This is a genomic window from Mycobacterium sp. 2YAF39, assembly GCF_052114565.1.
GTDB lineage: Bacteria > Actinomycetota > Actinomycetes > Mycobacteriales > Mycobacteriaceae > Mycobacterium.
In genome coordinates this window covers 39,807-58,609 of record NZ_JBFREZ010000003.1, presented here as the reverse complement: position 1 = coordinate 58,609, position 18,803 = coordinate 39,807, and the positions used below count along the sequence as shown (strand labels likewise).

Below are 18,803 nucleotides of genomic sequence, written 5' to 3'. Positions count from 1 at the left end.
CCGATCAGATCTTGTTGAAAGCCCGGGACAGCGCCGACTTGCGGTTGGCGGCCTGGTTCTTGTGGATCACGCCTTTGCTGGCGGCCTTGTCGAGCTGACGGCTGGTCGTCTGCAGCAACGCGCCGGCCCTGTCCTTGTCGCCGGACTCAACGGCCGCCCGGAATCCGCGGACCGCCGTGTGAAGCGACGACTTCACCGACTTGTTGCGCAGTCTGCGGCGCTCGTTGGTCTTGATGCGCTTTTCCTGCGACTTGATGTTGGCCACGCGTGTTTTCCTTCGTAAATCCAGGTTGGCTTGGTTGCAAAGTTTTTTGGGACTTCATGCGCCCCCTGACCCTGCGGGCAGCGAGGGTTCAGATTACCAGCGCAATGGGTAATTGCCCAAAGTGACCGTGCTGGCCTGCCGAAACGGAGCAATTGGTGCACCATGTCCATGGTGAGCCTTCGAACCCTTCCCGCTGACAACACTCGGTCGTCGCGCGCCCGCTCCCCGAAGTCCGCACACCATGACGGGGTTTTCGGTGGCTACAACAGCCTGGGCAGCTATTCGAAAGCCTTCGACGAGATGTTCGACGCGCAGGGCAACGTCCGCGGTCCGTACAAAGGCATATTCGCCGAGCTGTCACCGTCGGACGCGTCCGAGTTGGCGGCCCGGGCCGAGGCGCTGGGGCGCGCGTTCATCGACCAGGGCATCACCTTCTCCCTGTCCGGCCAGGAACGGCCGTTCCCGCTCGATCTCGTCCCGCGGGTGATCTCCGCAGCGGAGTGGACCAGGCTCGAGAAGGGGATCACGCAGCGAGTCAAGGCGCTGGAGGCCTACCTCGACGACATCTACGGCGAACAGGAGATCCTGCGCGACGGGGTCATCCCGCGTCGGCTGGTCACCTCGTGTGAGCACTTCCACCGCGAGGCGGTGGGCATATCCCCGCCCAACGGTGTACGCATTCACGTCGCGGGCATCGATCTGGTCCGTGACGCGCAGGGATCCTTCCGCGTGCTGGAGGACAACCTGCGGTCCCCGTCGGGTGTCTCGTACGTGATGGAGAACCGGCGCACGATGGCGCGGGTCTTCCCCAATCTGTTCGCAACCCACCGGGTGCGGGCAGTCGGCGACTACTCGTCGCATCTCCTGCGGGCGCTGCGCAACGCCGCCGCCTCCAACGAGGCCGACCCGACCGTCGTCGTGCTGACGCCCGGTGTCTACAACTCGGCTTACTTCGAACATTCGTTGCTCGCCCGTCAGATGGGTGTCGAACTCGTCGAGGGTCGCGACCTGTTCTGCCGCGACAACACCGTGTACATGCGCACGACCGAAGGCGAGCGCCAGGTCGATGTCATCTACCGGCGCATCGATGACGACTTCCTCGACCCGATGCAGTTCAATCCCAACTCGGTGCTGGGTGTCGCCGGCCTGCTCAACGCCGCACGGGCGGGCAACGTCGTGATCTCCAGTGCCGTCGGCAACGGTGTCGGCGACGACAAGCTGGTCTACACATACGTGCCGACGATCATCGAGTACTACCTGGGTGAGAAGCCGCTGCTGGCCAACGTCGACACCTACCGGTGCTGGCTCGACGAGGAACGCGAGGAAGTCCTCGATCGGGTGGACGAACTCGTCATCAAACCGGTGGAAGGCTCCGGCGGCTACGGCATCGTGTTCGGCCCCGACGCCTCGGAGAAGGAACTCGCTGCGATCAGCAAGAAGGTCCGCAGTGATCCGCGCGGCTGGATCGCTCAGCCGGTGGTGCAGCTGTCGACCGTCCCCACGCAGATCGACGACAATCTCGCGCCCCGCCATGTCGACCTGCGCCCGTTCGCCGTCAACGACGGCGACGACGTCTGGGTGCTGCCGGGCGGCCTCACCCGAGTAGCGCTGCCGGAAGGGTCGCTGGTGGTCAACTCCAGCCAGGGCGGCGGATCCAAGGACACCTGGGTGCTGGCCTCGCGCACGTCGGGGGCCGACCGCGAACTCGCCGCTGCCGAAGTGGTGCGGTCACTGCCCAAGGCGCCCAAGGCTGCGAAGAACGGCGACGGATCCGAAAGCTCACAGCAGCAGCAACAGCAACAGTCGCAGGCGCCCAGCGCGTCGAACGGGCCACAACAACAGCAGCAACAGCAGCAGCAGGCGCTGGACAGGAGCCAATAATGTTGGCCCGCAACGCAGAATCGCTGTACTGGATCGGCCGCTATGTGGAGCGCGCCGACGATACCGCCCGCATCCTCGACGTGACAGTCCACCAGCTGCTGGAGGATTCCAGCGTCGACCCCGACCAGACCTCGCGGACCCTGCTGCGCGTGCTCGGCATCGAACCACCCGATAAGTCGTTGGATGTGTGGTCGCTGACCGACATCGTCGCCTTCAGTCGGGACACCCAGGGGGCGTGTTCGATCGTCGAGGCCATCTCGGCAGCTCGTGAGAATGCCCGCGGTGCCCGAGAAGTCACCTCGACCGAGATCTGGGAGTGCCTCAATACCACCTACAACGCCCTCGCCGAACGTGAGCGTGCAGCCAAACGTCTTGGGCCGCACGAGTTTCTGTCGTTCGTCGAGGGCCGCGCGGCGATGTTCGCCGGCCTGGCGGACTCGACGCTGAGCCGTGACGACGGCTACCGGTTCATGGTGCTGGGCCGCGCGATCGAACGGGTCGACATGACAGTGCGGCTGCTTCTGGCCCGCGTCGGCGACAGCGCCTCGTCGCCTGCCTGGGTGACGGTGTTGCGTTCGGCGGGTGCGCACGACACCTATCTACGTACCTACCGGGGTGTGCTCGATGCGGCCCGGGTGGTCGAATTCATGTTGCTGGACCGGCTTTTCCCGCGGTCTGTCATGTACTCGCTGCGACTCGCCGAGCACAGCCTCGACGAACTGCGGCGCCGGGCACTCAATCGTGTCGGCGCGACCGCAGAGACACAGCGACTGTTGGGACGTGCGCGCAGCGAGCTGGAGTTCGTGCGCCCAGGTGTGCTGCTCGAATCGCTCGAGGAACGCCTCGCCGGTCTGCAGGCGACCTGCGCTGACGTTGGAGAAGCATTGGCGCTGGAGTACTTTCACTCCGCGCCGTGGGTCGCATGGACGGATGCGGGCCACGCCGCCCTGGTCATCGAGGAAGGCGAAATCTGATGTGGCGGCTCAGGGTGGTGCATTCCACCGGCTATGCGTACAAGTCGCCGGTGACGGCATCCTTCAACGAGGCCAGGCTGACGCCACGTTCGGACTCCCGGCAGAACGTCATTCTCAACCGCGTCGAAACCGTCCCCGCGACAAGGTCGTACCGCTACGTGGACTACTGGGGCACCGCGGTGACGGCGTTCGACCTGCACGCCCCGCACACCGAGTTGGAGGTCACGTCGTCGTCGGTCGTGGAGACCGACCGCGGCGATATGCCCGAGGACGATGTCAGCTGGGAGGACCTCCGCTCAGCGGGGGTGATCGACCGGTTCGACGAGGTGCTCGCTGCGACGAAGTACACGCCGGACAGCAAGCGGATCGCGCGGGTGGGACAACGCATCGCCAAGTACCACAATCCTCGTGAGGCGGTCACCGCCGCCGCGAACTGGGTGCACAGCGAACTCGAGTACGTTCCAGGGACCACCGGCGTGCACTCGTCGGGGCTGGACGCACACCGAGAGGGTAAGGGCGTCTGCCAGGACTTCGCTCACCTGACACTGATCCTGTTGCGCAGCATGGGAATTCCGAGTCGCTATGTGTCGGGATATCTGCATCCGAACAAAAAGGCCAAAGTCGACGACACCATCGACGGCCAGAGTCATGCGTGGGTGCAGGCGTGGACGGGCGGCTGGTGGAATTACGACCCCACCAACGACGCCGACATCAACGAGCAGTACATCAGCGTGGGTGTCGGTCGAGACTATTCGGATGTCAGCCCGCTCAAGGGCATCTACTCCGGGGAAGGCTCGACCGACCTCGACGTCGTCGTGGAGATCACCCGGCTCGCCTAGCGCGCAGCTTCAGGCCTACGCCCCGAGTGTGCGCTGGATGTCGCCCCTCATGGCGTTCAGCTGCGCACCCCAGTACGCCCAGTCGTGAATACCGTTCGGCGGGAAGTTGAACGTGCCGTTATTGCCGCCGTCGGCCACGTACAGCCGCTGGAAGTTCTTGTTGCTGTCCAGCGTGATGCTCTCGAGGACCTGGCCGGGCAGGCCGGTGTCACCCAATTCGCCGGGGCGGCCGTTGCCGCAGTACACCCAGATGCGGGTGCCGTTGCTCACCAGCTTGCCGACGTTCACAGTGGGGTCGTTGCGCTGCCAGGCAGGCCCGCCGCCGGGTCCCCACATCGCGGTGGCGTCGAATCCACCCGCGTCGCGCATGGAGACGCCGACCAACGTCGGCCAGATGCCCTCGGACAGGTTCAGGAAGCCCGAAAGCGATCCGGCATAGATGAACTGGCCCGGATGGTAGGCGGCCAGGATCAACGCGGAGCTGCCTGACATCGAGAGGCCCACCACCGCGTTGCCGCTCTGCGAGATACCCTTGTTCGCCGCCAGATACGCGGGCAGTTCCGAGGTCAGGAACGTCTCCCACTGGTAGTTGTACGTCGTGCCGTTGCCGACAGCCGGGCCCTGCCAGTTGGTGTAGAAGCTCGACATCCCGCCGACGGGCATGACGACGGACAGGCCGGACTGGTAGTAGTTCTCGAACGCTGCGGTCTCGATGTCCCAGCCACTGTTGTCGTCCCGCGCGCGAAGCCCGTCGAGGAGGTAGACGGCATGCGACCCGCCGCCCTGGAATCTCACGGGGATGTCGCGGCCCATCGCCGCCGACGGCACCATCAGCGTCTCGACGGGAAGACCGGGTCGGGAGTATGCGGCGGCCGACCCCGAACCACCCGCGACAGCGATCAGGCCCGAAATCACAAGGGCGGTCAGGGCGCCGGCGACGAGTCTGCGCGCGAATTTGCTCACTAATATCATTGGCTTTGCACATCTTTCAACTACGGGCCGCATCAACTGCGGCCTCGATCAGGTCTACGGACCCGCGCTCCCGACGCTGCCGGCACAGGTGCTGCTGCTTCACACCTGCCGGAGTGGCGAGCATTGCCGCATTGCGCGGCGGCTGCCAATGGATATGTCGGCGAGCGCCAATTCCACGTTACGACTGAGGAAGCCGCCGCGCCGTGATCGTCATTCTTCGGTCACGAACTGCGGTGCGTACACACAATTTCGTCGACGCTACCCGCGGGTCACCTTCGCGCTGTCCGAACCTGTCATGTGCACGAGCTTGGCTACCCACTCCGCGGCGGTCTTCACCAGACCCGACTTCTGGTAGGTGATGTGCGAGTTCCAATCTCGTCCGAGCGAGCAGATGGGGTCGGCCTTATTGCACAAGTCGGCGGTCTTGGCGCCGAAGTCGGGGCTCATCCGGGTGAGGGGCTGGCCGAGGCGCGCCGAAGGATTGCCGAACACCACCACGGCGGCAACGTGCGGCACAATCGCGCGGGGAAGCGGCTCGGTGTAGCCCAGGCCCGCCATCGGTGACGTGGCCACGATGTCCACCACGGCCGCGCCCTGCGAATAGCCGCCCAGGACCAGCTTGGTGTCCGGGCAGTCGGCGACTGTGCTCACTACCCGCCGGCTCATGTCGTTGGCGCCCGCCGCCGCCTCGAGGAAGTCGAACGACGCCGGATATTCGACCGCGTACGTGCCGATCGAGAGGCCCTTCAGCATCGGCTTCAGTGTGTCGACCAGTGCCTGGCCGACCTGCCCGATACCCGCGGGTTCGTCGGTGCCGCGGGCGAAGACGACCTCGACGTCGGGGCACGCGGGGGCGGCCGCGACCGGCTGCGCGACGCTCACCGAGCCACCTAGGACGGCGACTGTCAGCAGTCCGGCACGAAGGGCACGACCGGGGCGCATCGCGGTACCGCTCCTCTAGCTCGAGGGATGATCAGGTCTGGCGGGGTCTACCCAATTATCACTTGCGTCACTCCCGTATCGCGAGTGTCGTAACCGATCCGATATCCCCGGAGGCCGAGATCGACCGATCGTCAGGACTTGGTGCAGACGCCAGGATGGACCTCGACGCGGTGCAGGTCGTCACCCAACTCGATCTGCCGGTCGAACTCGGAAGCCGCTAGCGCACGCCACTGGTCTTCCTGTCCAGGTACCAGCGGCGGCACGTAGTGCGTCAGGACGAGGATTCCGACGCCGGCGCGTGCCGCGGTGGACGCCGCCTCCTGCACCGACGAGTGGTAGTCGAGGATGTCCCTGATCCGCTGTTGGGGCAACTGCTCGACGATGTCCTTGCGGATCACCGTGTGCACCAGGGCCCCCGCTCCGGCAGACAACCCGTCGAGACCTTCGCATGGCACCGAATCTCCTGCCAATACCACTGAGGCACCGCCGAATTCGATGCGGAAGCCGATCGTGGGCTCCACGGGCCGGTGGCACGTCGGCGCGACGCGGATCGCGACGCCCGCGTCGTCCCACACGGGGCCGTCGGTGTACTCGTGTACCTCGACGACGGGAGGTTCGGTGATGTCGGCGTGATGGGCGATCCGATAACTGATGTCGGGGGCCAGCGCGGCCAGCGTCGCCTCGACCACCGCAGCGGTCCCCGGCGGACCGATGACCGGAAGGGGAGTGCGGGTGAACGTGGTGACCCACCGCGTGGTGATCACATCGGACAGATCGGTGATGTGGTCGCTGTGCAGGTGCGTCAGCAGCAATGCGGTGATGTTGGCCGCGCCGACGCCCACGGCACCGGCCCGCATGAGTGCCCCGCGTCCGCAGTCGACCAGGAATGTCGAATCGCCCGCCCGCACCAGTGTTGACGGACCCGCCCGGTTGGGGTCGACGATGGGGCTTCCGGTGCCGAGCAGCGTGACCTCGATCATGCGGCTAGGTATACCTGCCGGGCCGGTTCGATGTGCGCTATTCGCGGCCTGCGGACACCCAGCCGAGATTTCCGAAGCGGTGGCCCGTGACCGCCCCTGCCGCGGCGTCCAACGAGTCGAGTTGTTCGGGTGTCAGGGTCACCGACAGCGAGCCGAGGTTCTCCTCGACGCGAGCCGCCCGCCGGGTGCCGGGAATCGGTACGGCCGCTACGCCAAGCGACGCGGCGCGGTGCCGCAGCCAGGCCAGTGCGACTTGCGCCGGCGTCGCGTCCTGTTGAGCGGCCACCGATTTCACGAGTTCGACGACGGCCTGATTGGCGTCGAGTGCACCCTCGCGGAACCGCGGCATCGTGCGACGGAAATCCGTCGACGGCAGGTCGTCGGTGGAGCTGATCGTTCCGGTGAGAAAGCCGCGTCCCAGTGGCGAGTAGGGGACGAATCCGACCCCGAGCTCGACGGCGGTCGGCACGACGTTGGCCTCGACGTCACGGCTCCAGATCGACCACTCGCTCTGCACCGCAGCGATCGGATGCACCGCGACGGCGGCGCGCAGCTCGTCGGCAGTCACTTCCGATAGCCCGAGGTGGCGGACTTTGCCCGCGACCACCAGTTCGGCCATGGCGCCCACGGTTTCCTCGATCGGCACATTGGTGTCGCGACGGTGCATGTAATACAGGTCGACGACGTCCGTCTGCAGCCGCTGCAGACTCTCGTCGATGCATTCGCGGACGTAGGCGGCGTCACCGCGGGCGACGAGTTCCCCCGCCGCGCGGTTGGCCGGGTTGCCCGTGATGCCGAATTTCGTCGCCAGGGTGACCTCATCGCGGCGATCGGCCAGAAGTCCGGCGATCAGCCGCTCGTTGTCGCCGTTCCCGTACACGTTGGCGGTGTCGATGAAGGTGACACCGAGGTCCAGACAGCGGTGCAGCGTGGCCAGCGATTCCGCATCGTCCACCGCGCCGTACACCGGAGTGAGCGCCATCGCGCCGAAACCGATTGCGCTGACCTCTAGTTCATCGCCCAGCTTGACGGTGGACACGGAGTTCGGTGCTGCCATCTGCCTTCCTTTCGCATCGAGGGTCGAAAGACTTGAAGGTCCAGCGGCTTCTACTACGTTTCTATTCCTCTGAACTCGGTTTGGACACCTTTTGGGACAGCGGTGGCAAAACCTTTCGCGCGGCGCGACTCGGACCTAGCCTGGTGTGAGGCAGATCACGAGCGGAGGAAACGATGCGGATCGCGGACGTATTGCGGAACAAAGGTGCGTCGGTGGCCACCATCACCCCGGAAACCTCGGTATCCGGGCTGCTCACCGAGCTTTCGGTACACAACATCGGTGCCATGGTGGTGGTCTCGGCTGACGGGGTGATCGGCATCGTCTCCGAGCGCGACGTCGTCCGTGCCCTTCAGCAGCGCGGCGCCGACCTGCTGCGGCTGCCGGTTTCGGAGATCATGACGTCGTTCGTCGCGACGTGCACCCCGACCGACACCGTCGACAGTCTCAGCGTGCTGATGACCACGAAGCGGGTGCGGCACATCCCCGTGATGGAAGACGGCCGGCTCACCGGAATCGTGAGCATCGGCGACGTCGTCAAGACGCGGATGGAAGAGCTCGAAACCCAACACGAGCAATTGCAGGCCTACATCACCCGTGGCTGATATTCGGGTCGAGGCCGCACAGCGGCGCGATGCGCGTCAGATCGGCACCGTGCTCGCGCGCGCGTTCTACGACGATCCGGTGACATCGTGGATGCTTCCCGACCCCCGGACCCGGCTCATCTCGCTGACCCGGGCGTTCGCCGGGCTGGCACGCCATCACTTCCTGCCGCGCGGCGGATCGGAGGTGGGCAGGCGCGACGATGACGTCGGTGCGGCGACGCTGTGGGACCCGCCGGGTCAGCGCAAGTCCTCACGGCTCGAGGAGCTCCGGATGGCGCCCATGATGCTGTGGTCGCTGCGGTCCCGCGTCGCCGCCAGCGTCCAGTTGCAGGAACTCATGGAGAAGCACCATCCCGAAGAGCCGCACTGGTACCTGATGCTCATCGGCAGCGACCCCTCCGTGCGGGGTGCGGGTTTCGGCCAGGCGCTGATGCGTTCACGCCTGGACCGCTGCGACGCCGAGCGGGTGCCTGCCTACCTGGAGAACAGCAACCCGAAGAACGAGGCGTATTACCTGCGCTTCGGCTTCGAGGTGATAGGAGAGATCACGCTGCCCGACGACGGGCCGTCGTTGTGGCCGATGTGGCGGGAGCCGCACTAGCTCCAGGAGTATTCGGCGCGCAATCGTGTAGCGACCACTTCGAACGTCTCGCGTTCGAGAATCGCGCCCTCGCGGCGAATGCCCTCTTCAGGCACGTCGAGCACCCGGTCCAGCCGCACCCAGCTGGCCCTGCTCTCGTAGTCCCAGCTGCCGCTGCCGATGCCCACCCAGTTGGGGTCCTCGCGGTGATGGTCCTGGCTGGACAGCATCAGGCCGAGCAGTACGGCCTGGTCGCGACCCACGACCAGCACGGGCCGGTCCTTACCCTTCGACGGATCGTCTTCGTAGACGACCCAGGTCCACACGATCTCGCCAGGGTCGGCGCGACCATCCAGATCGGGCGCGTAGGCCACCTTGCGGGCCCGATGCGCGGTCGGCACGAAGTTCTGGCTCACCGGACGGCCTGCCGTGATCTCGCGAGTTTCCTCGGCAGGTGCGCCCACGATGGCGTCGATGCCGAGTTTGATGCCGTATTGCAGGCTGCGGGTGACGGTGTCGGATTGCAGCTGCTGGCGGATGAACTTCGGCGCTTCGTTGAAAACGAGGTTCTCCGCGAAGCGCTGAAACGTCTTCCACGGCGGAGCCATATCGACGAGCTTAAGCGAAGCCCCGCTCCCACGATTGTGTCGCCGGGGGCCTACCTCGATACCCTGGTGGCGCACCCCACGTAGCTCACCAGGAGATTCCCATCAGCAGTTTCGCCGACAAGACCTTCACGGCGCCGGCGCAGATTCGGAACTTCTGCATCATCGCCCATATCGATCACGGCAAGTCGACGCTGGCCGACCGGATGCTGCAACTCACCGGTGTGGTCGCCGACCGTGACATGCGTGCCCAGTACCTGGACCGGATGGACATCGAGCGTGAGCGCGGCATCACCATCAAGGCGCAGAACGTCCGGCTCCCGTGGCAGGTCGACGGCACGGACTACGTGTTGCACCTGATCGACACCCCCGGCCACGTCGACTTCACCTACGAGGTGTCGCGAGCGCTGGAGGCGTGCGAGGGCGCGGTGCTGCTGGTGGACGCCGCTCAGGGCATCGAGGCGCAGACGCTGGCCAACCTCTATCTGGCGCTGGACCGCGATCTGCACATCATCCCGGTGCTCAACAAGATCGACCTGCCCGCCGCAGACCCGGACCGCTACGCCGCCGAGATCGCCCACATCATCGGTTGTGAGCCCTCCGATGTGCTGCGGGTGTCGGGGAAGACGGGTGACGGCGTCACCGATCTGCTCGACCATGTCGTGCGCGAGGTGCCATCGCCGAAGGGTGACGCCGACGCCCCGGCCCGCGCGATGATCTTCGACTCGGTGTACGACACCTATCGCGGTGTGGTGACGTATGTGCGCGTGGTCGACGGCAGGATCGTGCCGCGTGAACGCATCAAGATGATGTCCACCGGAACCACCCACGAGCTGCTCGAAGTGGGCATCGTCTCACCGGAACCCAAGCCGTCCGACGGACTCGGCGTTGGGGAGGTCGGCTACCTGATCACCGGCGTGAAGGATGTGCGCCAGTCCAAGGTCGGCGACACCGTCACGAGCGCGCGGCACGGCGCGACCGATCCGCTGACCGGGTACCGCGAACCGCGGCCGATGGTCTACTCCGGGCTCTATCCGGTGGACGGATCGGACTATCCGGATCTGCGCGACGCGCTGGAGCGGCTGCAGCTCAACGACGCCGCGCTGTCGTGGGAGCCGGAGACCTCCGTTGCGCTCGGATTCGGGTTCCGCTGCGGCTTTCTCGGGCTGCTGCACATGGAGATCACCCGGGAGCGCCTCGAGCGCGAGTTCGATCTCGATTTGATATCAACGTCTCCCAACGTCGTGTATCGCGTTGTGCAGGACGATGGGTCGGAGATCGTCGTCACCAACCCGTCGGACTGGCCTGAAGGCAAAGTGCGCACGGTGTATGAACCCGTCGTGAAAACGACGATCATCGCGCCGAGCGAATTCATCGGAACGATCATGGAGCTGTGCCAGTCGCGCCGCGGCGAACTCGGTGGCATGGATTATCTCTCGCCGGAGCGGGTTGAGCTGCGCTACACAATGCCGTTGGGGGAGATCATCTTTGACTTCTTCGACATGCTGAAGTCACGCACCCGCGGCTACGCCAGCCTCGATTACGAAGAGGCCGGCGAGCAGGAAGCGGATCTCGTCAAGGTCGACATTCTGTTGCAGGGCGAGGCCGTTGACGCCTTCAGCGCGATCGTGCACAAGGATTCCGCGTTCGCCTACGGCAACAAAATGACGACCAAACTCAGGGAGCTGATTCCCCGTCAGCAGTTCGAAGTTCCGGTGCAGGCGGCGATCGGTTCGAAAATCATTGCTCGCGAAAACATCCGCGCGATCCGCAAAGACGTGCTATCGAAGTGTTACGGCGGTGACATAACACGGAAGCGCAAGCTGCTCGAGAAACAAAAAGAGGGCAAGAAGCGAATGAAGACCATAGGTCGGGTCGAGGTGCCGCAGGAGGCATTCGTCGCGGCGCTGTCCACCGATACCCCGGCAGACAAGAAGAAGTAGGTCCTCCCGGAGATGATGCGCTCAACGGCTCGCACAGTGGGTGCGTTGAGCGCGTGTGTCGTTCTTGCGGCGTGCGGTGCGCCGGTCCAGGACGCGCGGCCCACGGTTCGCATCGCCGAAGCCGTCCAACCGTCTCCGGCGAGGGCGCTGAACCGGGTTCTGCCCACCCAGGACGAGTTGGCGGGCGTCCTTGGCTCGGCCGGCTTGATGGGTCAATTGGTCCAGGGCGGCCCCGACATGCTGCTGGCCAGTGTCGGCAAAACGGATGCGACGCCCGCGGACTGCGTCAGCCCGACGTACCGGTTGCAGAGGGTCGTCTACGAGGCGGGCCCGGTGCAATCTGTGGCGAGTCAGTCGTGGGCGGGCGGATCGTTCGACGGGCCACCGGTGTCGGGGTACTTCGGCGTGGTGCAATTCGCCTCCGCCGCTGACGCGCAGGCGTTCTTCGCCGCGTCGGCCGACAAATGGCATCGCTGCAACGGGCAGACGCTGGTCCTGAACCAACCCGAGCACGGTGCGCAGGGGACGAGCAGGATCACCGACGTCACGGTCGACGGACACACCGTTTCGGCAATGGTGATGCACGACTCCGGTTCGATGACCCAACGTGCGCTCGGGGTGGCGTCGGATTGTGTTGTGGACGTGGAGGTTACCGACGCCAACGCGCTGGGCGGCCCGCGCGGGGCCACGGACGTCGCCGGCCTGATGCTGGAGAAGATCGTCGCCTCGTAGCGCGTCGGCGCCCCGGAATTCGCGGGTGGTGTACGTATCTGCCGAGAGTCGGTCACAATAGCGCGGTGACCTATATCGGTACGGCCGCCCGGGTATGCGCCCTGTCAGCCGTGATCGCAGCATCCGTCCTGCTCACCGGGTGCGTGAGCACTGTTTCGGGCACCGCGACGCGTGCGCAGAACGCGGGACCCACCGACGTGCCGCCGCTCGACGAGTCGAGGCTCGACGACGTGGTGCTCTCGATCGGTGAGATCAACGCGATCATGGGTTCGTCGACGATGGAAGTCACCAGCGAGCTGGACAAGATGACCGACCATTCCGCGGATGTTTCGGACGTGGGATGCCTCGGCGCGATCTACGGAGCCGAGAAGCCCGTGTATGCGGGCAGCGGCTATACCTCCGTGCTGGACCAGATCTCGCGCGAGGAAGGCGACGACAACGAGCACTGGGTCGAGCAGACCGTTGTGCTGTATCCGTCAGCGGATAAGGCGAAGGCGTTCTTCGACAAGTCCAAGGACATGTGGGAGGAGTGCTCCAACTACACCGTTTCGGTGGGCGACGGCGGCTCAACATACGACTGGGAACTCGGGGAGACGACCGCGCAAGACACGCTGATCACCCAGGTCACGACGCAGCAGGAGGCTGCAGGGTGGGCATGTCAGCATGCGCTGTCACCGGTCTCGAACATCACCGTCGAGGTGTGGGCGTGCAGCTACTCCCCGGGTGACGAAGCCGCGACCATCGTGAGCGACATGGTGGCCAACGCCGCCAAGTAATGCTCGCCCTGAGTTCAATCTCGGTGCGTCGCATCGCCCGGGGTATACGTGCCGTATGCGGGTAGAGATCATCGAGACCTCGAGTCTGGGAGACCGCAGCTACGTGGTGGTCGACGGCGAAACGGCGGTCGTCATCGACCCGCAGCGCGATATCGATCGGGTGACCGCACGCACGGGCGAACTCGGAGCCCGTATCACCCACGTACTCGAAACCCATCTGCACAACGACTACGTGACCGGCGGGCTCGAGCTGTCCCGCGCCACCGGGGCGGAGTACGTCGTCCCGGCCGGTGACGACGTCGGTTACCCGGCCCGCCGCATTGCCGACGGCGAGGTCATCGACGGCGGCACCTTCGCACTGCGCGCCATCCACACGCCCGGACACACCCGCGAACACGTCAGCTATGCGCTCGAAGACTCATCGGGCACGTCGGTCGGCGTGTTCACCGGCGGCTCGATGCTCTACGACAGTACCGGGCGCACAGACCTTCTCGGCGACGAGAGCACCCGGGAACTCACCACCGCGCAGTACCACTCGGTCCGGCGGCTCGCGGCCGACCTGCCCGCCGATGCCGAGGTGTACCCGACCCACGGCTTCGGCAGTTTCTGCGCAGCCTCGGCGACGGGCCGTGATTCATCGACCGTCGGCGAGCAACGTGAGACCAATCCGGCGCTCACCCAGGATGAGAAGAGATTCGTCGACGAGCTGCTTGCCACCCTGTCCGCGTACCCCGCCTACTACGAACACATGGGGGTGATCAACCGCGACGGCCCTGCTGCGGTTGACCTTTCGGCGCCGGCTCCCGTCGACCCTGAGGACCTTCGACGTCGTATCGAGGCAGGGGAGTGGGTCGTCGATCTGCGCAAGCGCACCGCCTTCGCCGCGGGTCACCTCGGCGGTTCGTACGGATTCGAGTTGTCGGATTCCTTTGTCACCTATCTCGGCTGGCTGTACGCGTGGGGTGCGCCGTTGACCCTCATCGGTGACGATGCCGAACAGATCGCTACCGCCAGAAGGGAACTCGTCCGCATCGGCATCGACGACGTGCGGGGTGGCGCGACCGGTGAGATCACGAACCTCGCGGGAGAGACACCGCTGCGTTCCTACCGGGTGGCGGACTTCGCCGCGCTGGCGGACGAAATCACGCGTGACGGGCTCACTGTGCTGGATGTGCGCCGAGCCGACGAGTTCGACGAGGGTCACGTGTCGAACGCCGTCAACATCGTGGTGCACGAACTCGCCGAACATCTGAATGAGCTTCCCGCGGAAGAGATCTGGGTGCACTGCGCGAGCGGGTACCGCGCGTCGGTCGCCGCGTCGATCCTGGATCGGTACGGATGCGAGGTCGTCCTGATCGACGACGCGTACACGACAGCCGAGGAGCTGGGGCTCACCGAGTCGACATGATCTGTCAGATCATGTATTCCAGGTGAAGCTGGCCTTCCTGTTCTTCGGTGTGCGTACTGCCGAGCAACGTCTCGGCGACATGCCGTGCCTGCACCCGCAACTCCGGCACGGCGATCGTCTCCCAGTAGGTCCCGCGCAGCATCGGGCCCAGTGCGAGCAGCCACGGCGATCGGTCGCCGGTGCCGGTCAACACGGTGTGATCGAAATCCACATGGATTCCCATATCGGTGTCGTCGGGGGCGATCTCGCCTCGACGGAGCAGATTCTGCAGCAATACCGATTGTGTGGCAGTGAATTTCGTCGACGGGCCGGTGGCATTGAGCACGAGGTCACCCTCTAATGACGCACCGTCGGCGAGGTCGACGACGATCTGGTCGCCCGATGCCCTCAACTTCTGGATGGAGTCGGCGTGAACGCGCAATTGACCGGTCAGCTGCGCGCTGGTGATCTGCGAGAAAATGTCCGGTGCGATTCGATGGCGGAACACATTCCACCGTGCGGCGTGCTTCTTCGCGAACCTCAGACGTTCCTCCGAGCTGAATCCGCTCCAGATGCGCTGGGTGTCAGAACGCAGCTTGTCGACGATGATCGCGGGATTCGCGTTGCGCTCGTGCAGGATTGCACAGTGCTCCTCGATGAGCAGCAGGAGCTCATCAAGACCAAGCGCCGCGACGTCGACCCCTGGCGGCGGGAAATCCGGATACCTGATGCCGCGGAAATGCGAGTGCGGAAACCAGCCGTGGCGCGACACCGCGTGGATGCTGCCGAGCCATCCCTTGGCGCGCATGGTGAGGATGGCATCGACCGCCGTGAGCCCCGTCCCGAGGATGACGACGCTCTTGTCGTAGTGCGGTAGGCGCTGCTCCCATTTCTGCCATGGATTGCCGACCCAGGCGGGATGGTCGACGAGGTCTTCGGCGCCGGGCAGCGGCGCGGGGGGCTCATTGCCGGTGGCCAGCACAACGCGGTCGGCATTCACCGTGGATCCGTCCGCCAGATGCACGACGCAACCGGCTCCCCGCGGTTCCACGTCGACGGCCTTGCCGATGACGAACTCCGAGGACACCGGCGTGATCTCACTCGGGCTCTGCAGATGATGCTGGACGATCGAGCGCAGGTAGTCGCCGTAGATCTGCCGCGGTGCGAACCGCTCGCGCAATTCGACCTCGGTAGCCGATTCGAATTCCGAGCGCGTCCGCAGCCACTGCAGGAAATGATCGGGCTCCTGGGGGAACGCGGACATGTTCCGCGCCGCAACGTTGAGCAGGTACTCCGGTCGCCGCAACCGGTACGCGACGCCCCGCCCGATGGACGGCTCGTCGTTGATGACGGTGATGTGCAACGGTTCTTCGCTCAGCCGTGCGAGATTCACCGCGCTCATGGCACCGCTGAATCCGCCGCCGATGACAACGATGCGGCGAGGCGGTGGCGGTTGGTCCGACGATCGATTCACATGGCCCCAATATCGGCTTCGGGTGATGGGCGGTTCTGCTGGACGTTTCATCAGCCTGCGGCCTCAACCAGCGTCAGAGTCAGAGTCAGTATCCATGTATTGGTCAACGCAGCAGCGGGTTATTCCGATGTCGATCCGGCCGGCCGCCGCTTCGACATCCTGAAAGGCGCTGCTGCCGAGGGCGGATGGTGCTCTCACGATCGGGTGCTTGCCGCACGACCCATTTCGATCTGGACGGTTAAAATGTCCCGCGCAGCTCGGGCCCCCGCGCGGCGTCGTGGCGAATTCTGTGGTGCCCGTGCGCGCTTAACCTGCACATGTGGGCGAATACGCGGAATTGACCGCCCCTGAAGGAGGGGCTGTCCCTGGCTTGCAGCCGGTCGGCCGATGGCCGTGGGTGATGCTGCTGCTCGGGGTGGCGATCATCGCTCTCGGCGGGATTCTGTTGACCCATGACGCGACCACCGATCGCAGCGGGACGACACAGCCGTCGGTGACGCAACAGGCAGTGCCGTGATGTCTGCCGGCGCGACGTGCGTCAGGGAGTGGCGGCCAGCGATATGCCGCGTTCGCGTCTGATCAACTCGCCCCAGACATTGAACGCGTCGACGTTGTCGGCCGACGAGGTCCCGCTCGCCACCAGACCGCGTGCGATGCTGCCGATACCGAGGCCTGTTTGACGCGTCACCTGCACCAGTTCGGCGCACCCTGATTCGACGGCTGACTACGACGGCGCGTTGGCGGGAACGAACACCCCGGAGCTGTCGGCTTCCTCCTCGGCGCGGATCACGTGCACGACGGCATTGATCAACGCCAGATGGGTGAACGCCTGTGGGAAGTTGCCCAGATGCCTTCCGGTCCTTGGCTCGATCTCCTCCGCATAGAGATGTAGCGGGCTCGCGAACGACAGCAACCGTTCGCACAGGTGCTTGGCCCGATGGATCTCGCCGATCTCGACCAGCGCCGACACGAGCCAGAACGAGCAGATCGTGAAGGTGCCTTCTTCACCGGACAGTCCGTCGTCGGTCTCCTCGACGCGGTACCGCAGCACCAAGCCGTCCTCGGTCAGTTCGTCGGCGATCGCCAGCACGGTCGCGCGCACGCGTGGATCGTCGGCGGGCAGGAACCGCGTCAACACGGCCAGCAACAGCGAGGCGTCGAGGGCATCGTCGCCGTAGCGCTGGGTGAGCACGCCCCGGGAATCGACACCCTTGCTGAGGATGTCGGCCTTGATCTCCTCGGCGATGGCGCGCCACTGCTGCGCATAGGACTTCTCGCCCTGCAGTTCGGCGAGTTTGGAGCCGCGATCAAGCGCGACCCAGCACATGATCTTGCTGGAGGTGAAGTGCTGCGGTTCGCCGCGCACCTCCCAGATGCCGCGGTCGGGTTCCTTCCAGTGTTTGACCGCTTCCTCGACCTGCTGCTTGAGCACCGGCCACAGGGTGTCGGAGATCTGTTCCCGCGACTTGGCGTGCAGATACACCGAATCCAGCATGGTGCCCCAGATGTCGTGCTGCATCTGGTTGTAGGCGCCGTTGCCGATCCGCACGGGGCGGGCGTTGTCGTAGCCGGACAGGTGGTGCAGTTCCTCTTCGACGAGGCTGCGTTCGCCGCCGACCGCGTACATCACCTGAAGTGGGTGGCGCTCACCGTTGTTGGCGCCGGAGACGTCGGCGATGAACGCGAAGAAGTCGTCGGCCTCCCGGTCCAGGCCCAGTGTGTAGAGGCCCCACAACGCGAACGTCGAGTCGCGAACCCACGCGTAGCGGTAGTCCCAGTTGCGTTCGCCCTGAGGGGTTTCGGGCAACGACGTGGTCGGCGCGGCGAGCAGGGCGCCCGTGGGCGAATACGTCAGGCCCTTGAGCGTCAACGCGCTGCGCTGCAGATAGGCCCGCCAGGGGTGATCGGGGAATTCGCCGATGTTGATCCACTGCCGCCAGCATTCACTGGTGGCCCACATCTTGTCGGCGGCTTCCTCGTAGGTCTGCGGGGCGGGGTGCTTGGACCACGACAGCGCGACGAAGGCGTTGTCGCCCTCCTTCATCCGGGTGCGGGCGCGGGCCTCATGGCCTTCCAGTCCCAGTCGCAGGTTGGAGGTCACACGCACCGTGGGATGCGCGTCGGGATCGCGACTGGCCCGCGCGATCGCCTCGCCGTATGCCTGCGCGGAGTACTCCCACGTCGCCTGGGTGCGGTGGTAGTCGAACGCCGGCTCGCAGTTCATCACCAACTCGACAGTGCCGCTCACACATCGGACGGTGCGCAGGAGGATGTGCTCGGCGTCCCAGTCCATCGGGGTACGACGGTGGGTGCGCGACCGCGTCTCGAGGTCATGCCAGGGGCCCATGACGAGCGCGTCGCGCACGATCATCCAGCCGGTGGGGGTCTGCCAGGTGGTCTCGAGGATCAGGCTGCCCGGCAGATAGCGACGCGCGGCAGGCACCGTCACGCCGTACGGCGCGAGGCGGAAATGACCCGCGCGACGGTCCAGGATCGCACCGAACACGCTGGGGGAGTCGGGGCGCGGGATGCACATCCACTCGACCGAACCGGCCGATGAGATCAGGCAGGTGGTTTCGCAGTCCGACAGGAAGGCGTAGTCGGCGATCGGCGGGAACGGGTTCCGCAGCGACCCGCCGGAGGTGTAGGGCACCGGGGCTGTCGCCGACAACGGTGCGTCGTAATCGATTTTGGATGGCCCGCGGGAGGCCTCGTTTTCTTGCAGAACCATCCGCACATCATCGACCGCCGACGCGCCTGGCGTCTACTTATCGCGCACGTGTCTCGCCGCCGG

The 18,803-nt window shown here is 65.4% G+C and carries 19 protein-coding genes; 10 read left to right on the top strand and 9 right to left on the bottom strand.

Annotation, left to right across the window (positions count from 1 at the left end):
• Nucleotides 1-4 precede the first annotated feature (4 nt).
• Nucleotides 5-265, bottom strand: a complete 261-nt coding sequence (rpsT, locus tag AB4Z42_RS09655; RefSeq protein WP_442008951.1) for a 30S ribosomal protein S20 — start codon at nt 263-265, stop codon at nt 5-7.
• A 168-nt stretch (nt 266-433) separates the two neighbouring features.
• Between rpsT and AB4Z42_RS09650 the strand changes: the two genes are divergently transcribed.
• The 3 genes from AB4Z42_RS09650 to AB4Z42_RS09640 are packed head-to-tail and all read left to right on the top strand — an operon-like array spanning nt 434 to nt 3,959.
• Complete coding sequence (locus tag AB4Z42_RS09650) at nt 434-2,146, top strand: circularly permuted type 2 ATP-grasp protein (RefSeq protein ID WP_442009545.1); 1,713 nt, start codon at nt 434-436, stop codon at nt 2,144-2,146.
• Nucleotides 2,146-3,120: an alpha-E domain-containing protein gene (locus AB4Z42_RS09645; RefSeq protein WP_442008950.1), complete on the top strand. Its 975-nt coding sequence runs from the start codon at nt 2,146-2,148 to the stop codon at nt 3,118-3,120. Before AB4Z42_RS09650 ends, AB4Z42_RS09645 begins: the two co-directional genes overlap by 1 nt.
• Nucleotides 3,120-3,959, top strand: a complete 840-nt coding sequence (locus AB4Z42_RS09640) for a transglutaminase family protein (protein WP_442008949.1) — start codon at nt 3,120-3,122, stop codon at nt 3,957-3,959. The genes AB4Z42_RS09645 and AB4Z42_RS09640 overlap by 1 nt, the downstream gene beginning before the upstream one ends.
• Before the next feature lie 15 nt (nt 3,960-3,974).
• Here the strand turns inward: AB4Z42_RS09640 and AB4Z42_RS09635 are convergent, their stop codons facing one another.
• The 4 genes from AB4Z42_RS09635 to AB4Z42_RS09620 all read right to left on the bottom strand — a co-directional run bounded on the left by AB4Z42_RS09635 (nt 3,975) and on the right by AB4Z42_RS09620 (nt 7,910).
• Nucleotides 3,975-4,931, bottom strand: a complete 957-nt coding sequence (locus AB4Z42_RS09635; protein WP_442008948.1) for an esterase family protein — start codon at nt 4,929-4,931, stop codon at nt 3,975-3,977.
• Nucleotides 4,932-5,189: 258 nt separating this feature from the next.
• A complete protein-coding gene (locus AB4Z42_RS09630) occupies nt 5,190-5,873 on the bottom strand; it encodes a cutinase family protein (RefSeq protein WP_442008947.1) in 684 nt (227 codons plus the stop codon).
• Between the two features lie 131 nt (nt 5,874-6,004).
• Nucleotides 6,005-6,853, bottom strand: a complete 849-nt coding sequence (locus AB4Z42_RS09625; RefSeq protein WP_442008946.1) for a ribonuclease Z — start codon at nt 6,851-6,853, stop codon at nt 6,005-6,007.
• A 37-nt stretch (nt 6,854-6,890) separates the two neighbouring features.
• Nucleotides 6,891-7,910 carry an aldo/keto reductase gene (locus tag AB4Z42_RS09620; RefSeq protein WP_442008945.1) on the bottom strand — a complete coding sequence of 340 codons (1,020 nt, stop codon included), beginning with the start codon at nt 7,908-7,910 and terminating at the stop codon, nt 6,891-6,893.
• A gap of 173 nt (nt 7,911-8,083) precedes the next feature.
• Here AB4Z42_RS09620 and AB4Z42_RS09615 point away from each other — a divergent pair, with 173 nt between their 5' ends.
• Both AB4Z42_RS09615 and AB4Z42_RS09610 read left to right on the top strand, forming a co-directional pair.
• Nucleotides 8,084-8,512, top strand: a complete 429-nt coding sequence (locus tag AB4Z42_RS09615) for a CBS domain-containing protein (RefSeq protein ID WP_442008944.1) — start codon at nt 8,084-8,086, stop codon at nt 8,510-8,512.
• On the top strand, nt 8,505-9,113 hold the full coding sequence (locus AB4Z42_RS09610) for a GNAT family N-acetyltransferase (RefSeq protein WP_442008943.1): 609 nt from the start codon (nt 8,505-8,507) through the stop codon (nt 9,111-9,113). Before AB4Z42_RS09615 ends, AB4Z42_RS09610 begins: the two co-directional genes overlap by 8 nt.
• Here AB4Z42_RS09610 and AB4Z42_RS09605 read toward each other — a convergent pair.
• Nucleotides 9,110-9,700, bottom strand: a complete 591-nt coding sequence (locus AB4Z42_RS09605) for a type II toxin-antitoxin system PemK/MazF family toxin (protein ID WP_442008942.1) — start codon at nt 9,698-9,700, stop codon at nt 9,110-9,112. The genes AB4Z42_RS09610 and AB4Z42_RS09605 overlap by 4 nt on opposite strands.
• Nucleotides 9,701-9,795: 95 nt before the next feature.
• On the opposite strand from AB4Z42_RS09605, the gene lepA reads away from it, so the two are divergent.
• The 4 genes from lepA (at nt 9,796) to AB4Z42_RS09585 (ending at nt 14,556) form a co-directional block, all read left to right on the top strand.
• Entirely contained in the window at nt 9,796-11,640 is a 1,845-nt protein-coding gene (lepA, locus tag AB4Z42_RS09600) for a translation elongation factor 4 (protein ID WP_442009544.1), read from the top strand.
• A gap of 15 nt (nt 11,641-11,655) precedes the next feature.
• Nucleotides 11,656-12,372, top strand: a complete 717-nt coding sequence (locus AB4Z42_RS09595) for a sensor domain-containing protein (RefSeq protein ID WP_442008941.1) — start codon at nt 11,656-11,658, stop codon at nt 12,370-12,372.
• A 65-nt stretch (nt 12,373-12,437) separates the two neighbouring features.
• Entirely contained in the window at nt 12,438-13,148 is a 711-nt protein-coding gene (locus AB4Z42_RS09590; RefSeq protein ID WP_442008940.1) for a sensor domain-containing protein, read from the top strand.
• 55 nt (nt 13,149-13,203) lie between these two features.
• On the top strand, nt 13,204-14,556 hold the full coding sequence (locus tag AB4Z42_RS09585; protein ID WP_442008939.1) for a rhodanese-like domain-containing protein: 1,353 nt from the start codon (nt 13,204-13,206) through the stop codon (nt 14,554-14,556).
• 4 nt (nt 14,557-14,560) lie between these two features.
• Here the strand turns inward: AB4Z42_RS09585 and AB4Z42_RS09580 are convergent, their stop codons facing one another.
• Nucleotides 14,561-16,009, bottom strand: coding sequence for an FAD/NAD(P)-binding protein (locus AB4Z42_RS09580; RefSeq protein WP_442008938.1), 1,449 nt, complete (start codon nt 16,007-16,009; stop codon nt 14,561-14,563).
• A gap of 319 nt (nt 16,010-16,328) precedes the next feature.
• On the opposite strand from AB4Z42_RS09580, the gene AB4Z42_RS09575 reads away from it, so the two are divergent.
• Entirely contained in the window at nt 16,329-16,526 is a 198-nt protein-coding gene (locus AB4Z42_RS09575; protein WP_442008937.1) for a hypothetical protein, read from the top strand.
• A gap of 21 nt (nt 16,527-16,547) precedes the next feature.
• Here the strand turns inward: AB4Z42_RS09575 and AB4Z42_RS09570 are convergent, their stop codons facing one another.
• Together AB4Z42_RS09570 and AB4Z42_RS09565 are read right to left on the bottom strand one after the other, a co-directional pair.
• Nucleotides 16,548-16,697 (bottom strand): hypothetical protein, encoded by a 150-nt coding sequence (locus tag AB4Z42_RS09570; protein WP_442008936.1) that lies wholly within the window; start codon nt 16,695-16,697, stop codon nt 16,548-16,550.
• A gap of 36 nt (nt 16,698-16,733) precedes the next feature.
• On the bottom strand, nt 16,734-18,740 hold the full coding sequence (locus AB4Z42_RS09565; RefSeq protein ID WP_442008935.1) for a glycoside hydrolase family 15 protein: 2,007 nt from the start codon (nt 18,738-18,740) through the stop codon (nt 16,734-16,736).
• Nucleotides 18,741-18,803 lie beyond the last annotated feature (63 nt).

Excerpts from the sequence above, each read along its gene's own strand:
- AB4Z42_RS09635 (WP_442008948.1), bottom strand. The coding sequence starts at position 4,931 with ATGATATTAGTGAGCAAATTCGCGCGCAGACTCGTCGCCGGCGCCCTG.
- AB4Z42_RS09640 (WP_442008949.1), top strand. The coding sequence starts at position 3,120 with ATGTGGCGGCTCAGGGTGGTGCATTCCACCGGCTATGCGTACAAGTCG.
- AB4Z42_RS09645 (WP_442008950.1), top strand. The coding sequence starts at position 2,146 with ATGTTGGCCCGCAACGCAGAATCGCTGTACTGGATCGGCCGCTATGTG.
- AB4Z42_RS09630 (WP_442008947.1), bottom strand. The coding sequence starts at position 5,873 with ATGCGCCCCGGTCGTGCCCTTCGTGCCGGACTGCTGACAGTCGCCGTC.
- AB4Z42_RS09615 (WP_442008944.1), top strand. The coding sequence starts at position 8,084 with ATGCGGATCGCGGACGTATTGCGGAACAAAGGTGCGTCGGTGGCCACC.
- AB4Z42_RS09605 (WP_442008942.1), bottom strand. The coding sequence starts at position 9,700 with ATGGCTCCGCCGTGGAAGACGTTTCAGCGCTTCGCGGAGAACCTCGTT.
- AB4Z42_RS09585 (WP_442008939.1), top strand. The coding sequence starts at position 13,204 with ATGCGGGTAGAGATCATCGAGACCTCGAGTCTGGGAGACCGCAGCTAC.
- AB4Z42_RS09620 (WP_442008945.1), bottom strand. The coding sequence starts at position 7,910 with ATGGCAGCACCGAACTCCGTGTCCACCGTCAAGCTGGGCGATGAACTA.
- AB4Z42_RS09565 (WP_442008935.1), bottom strand. The coding sequence starts at position 18,740 with ATGGTTCTGCAAGAAAACGAGGCCTCCCGCGGGCCATCCAAAATCGAT.
- AB4Z42_RS09625 (WP_442008946.1), bottom strand. The coding sequence starts at position 6,853 with ATGATCGAGGTCACGCTGCTCGGCACCGGAAGCCCCATCGTCGACCCC.
- AB4Z42_RS09650 (WP_442009545.1), top strand. The coding sequence starts at position 434 with ATGGTGAGCCTTCGAACCCTTCCCGCTGACAACACTCGGTCGTCGCGC.
- AB4Z42_RS09595 (WP_442008941.1), top strand. The coding sequence starts at position 11,656 with ATGCGCTCAACGGCTCGCACAGTGGGTGCGTTGAGCGCGTGTGTCGTT.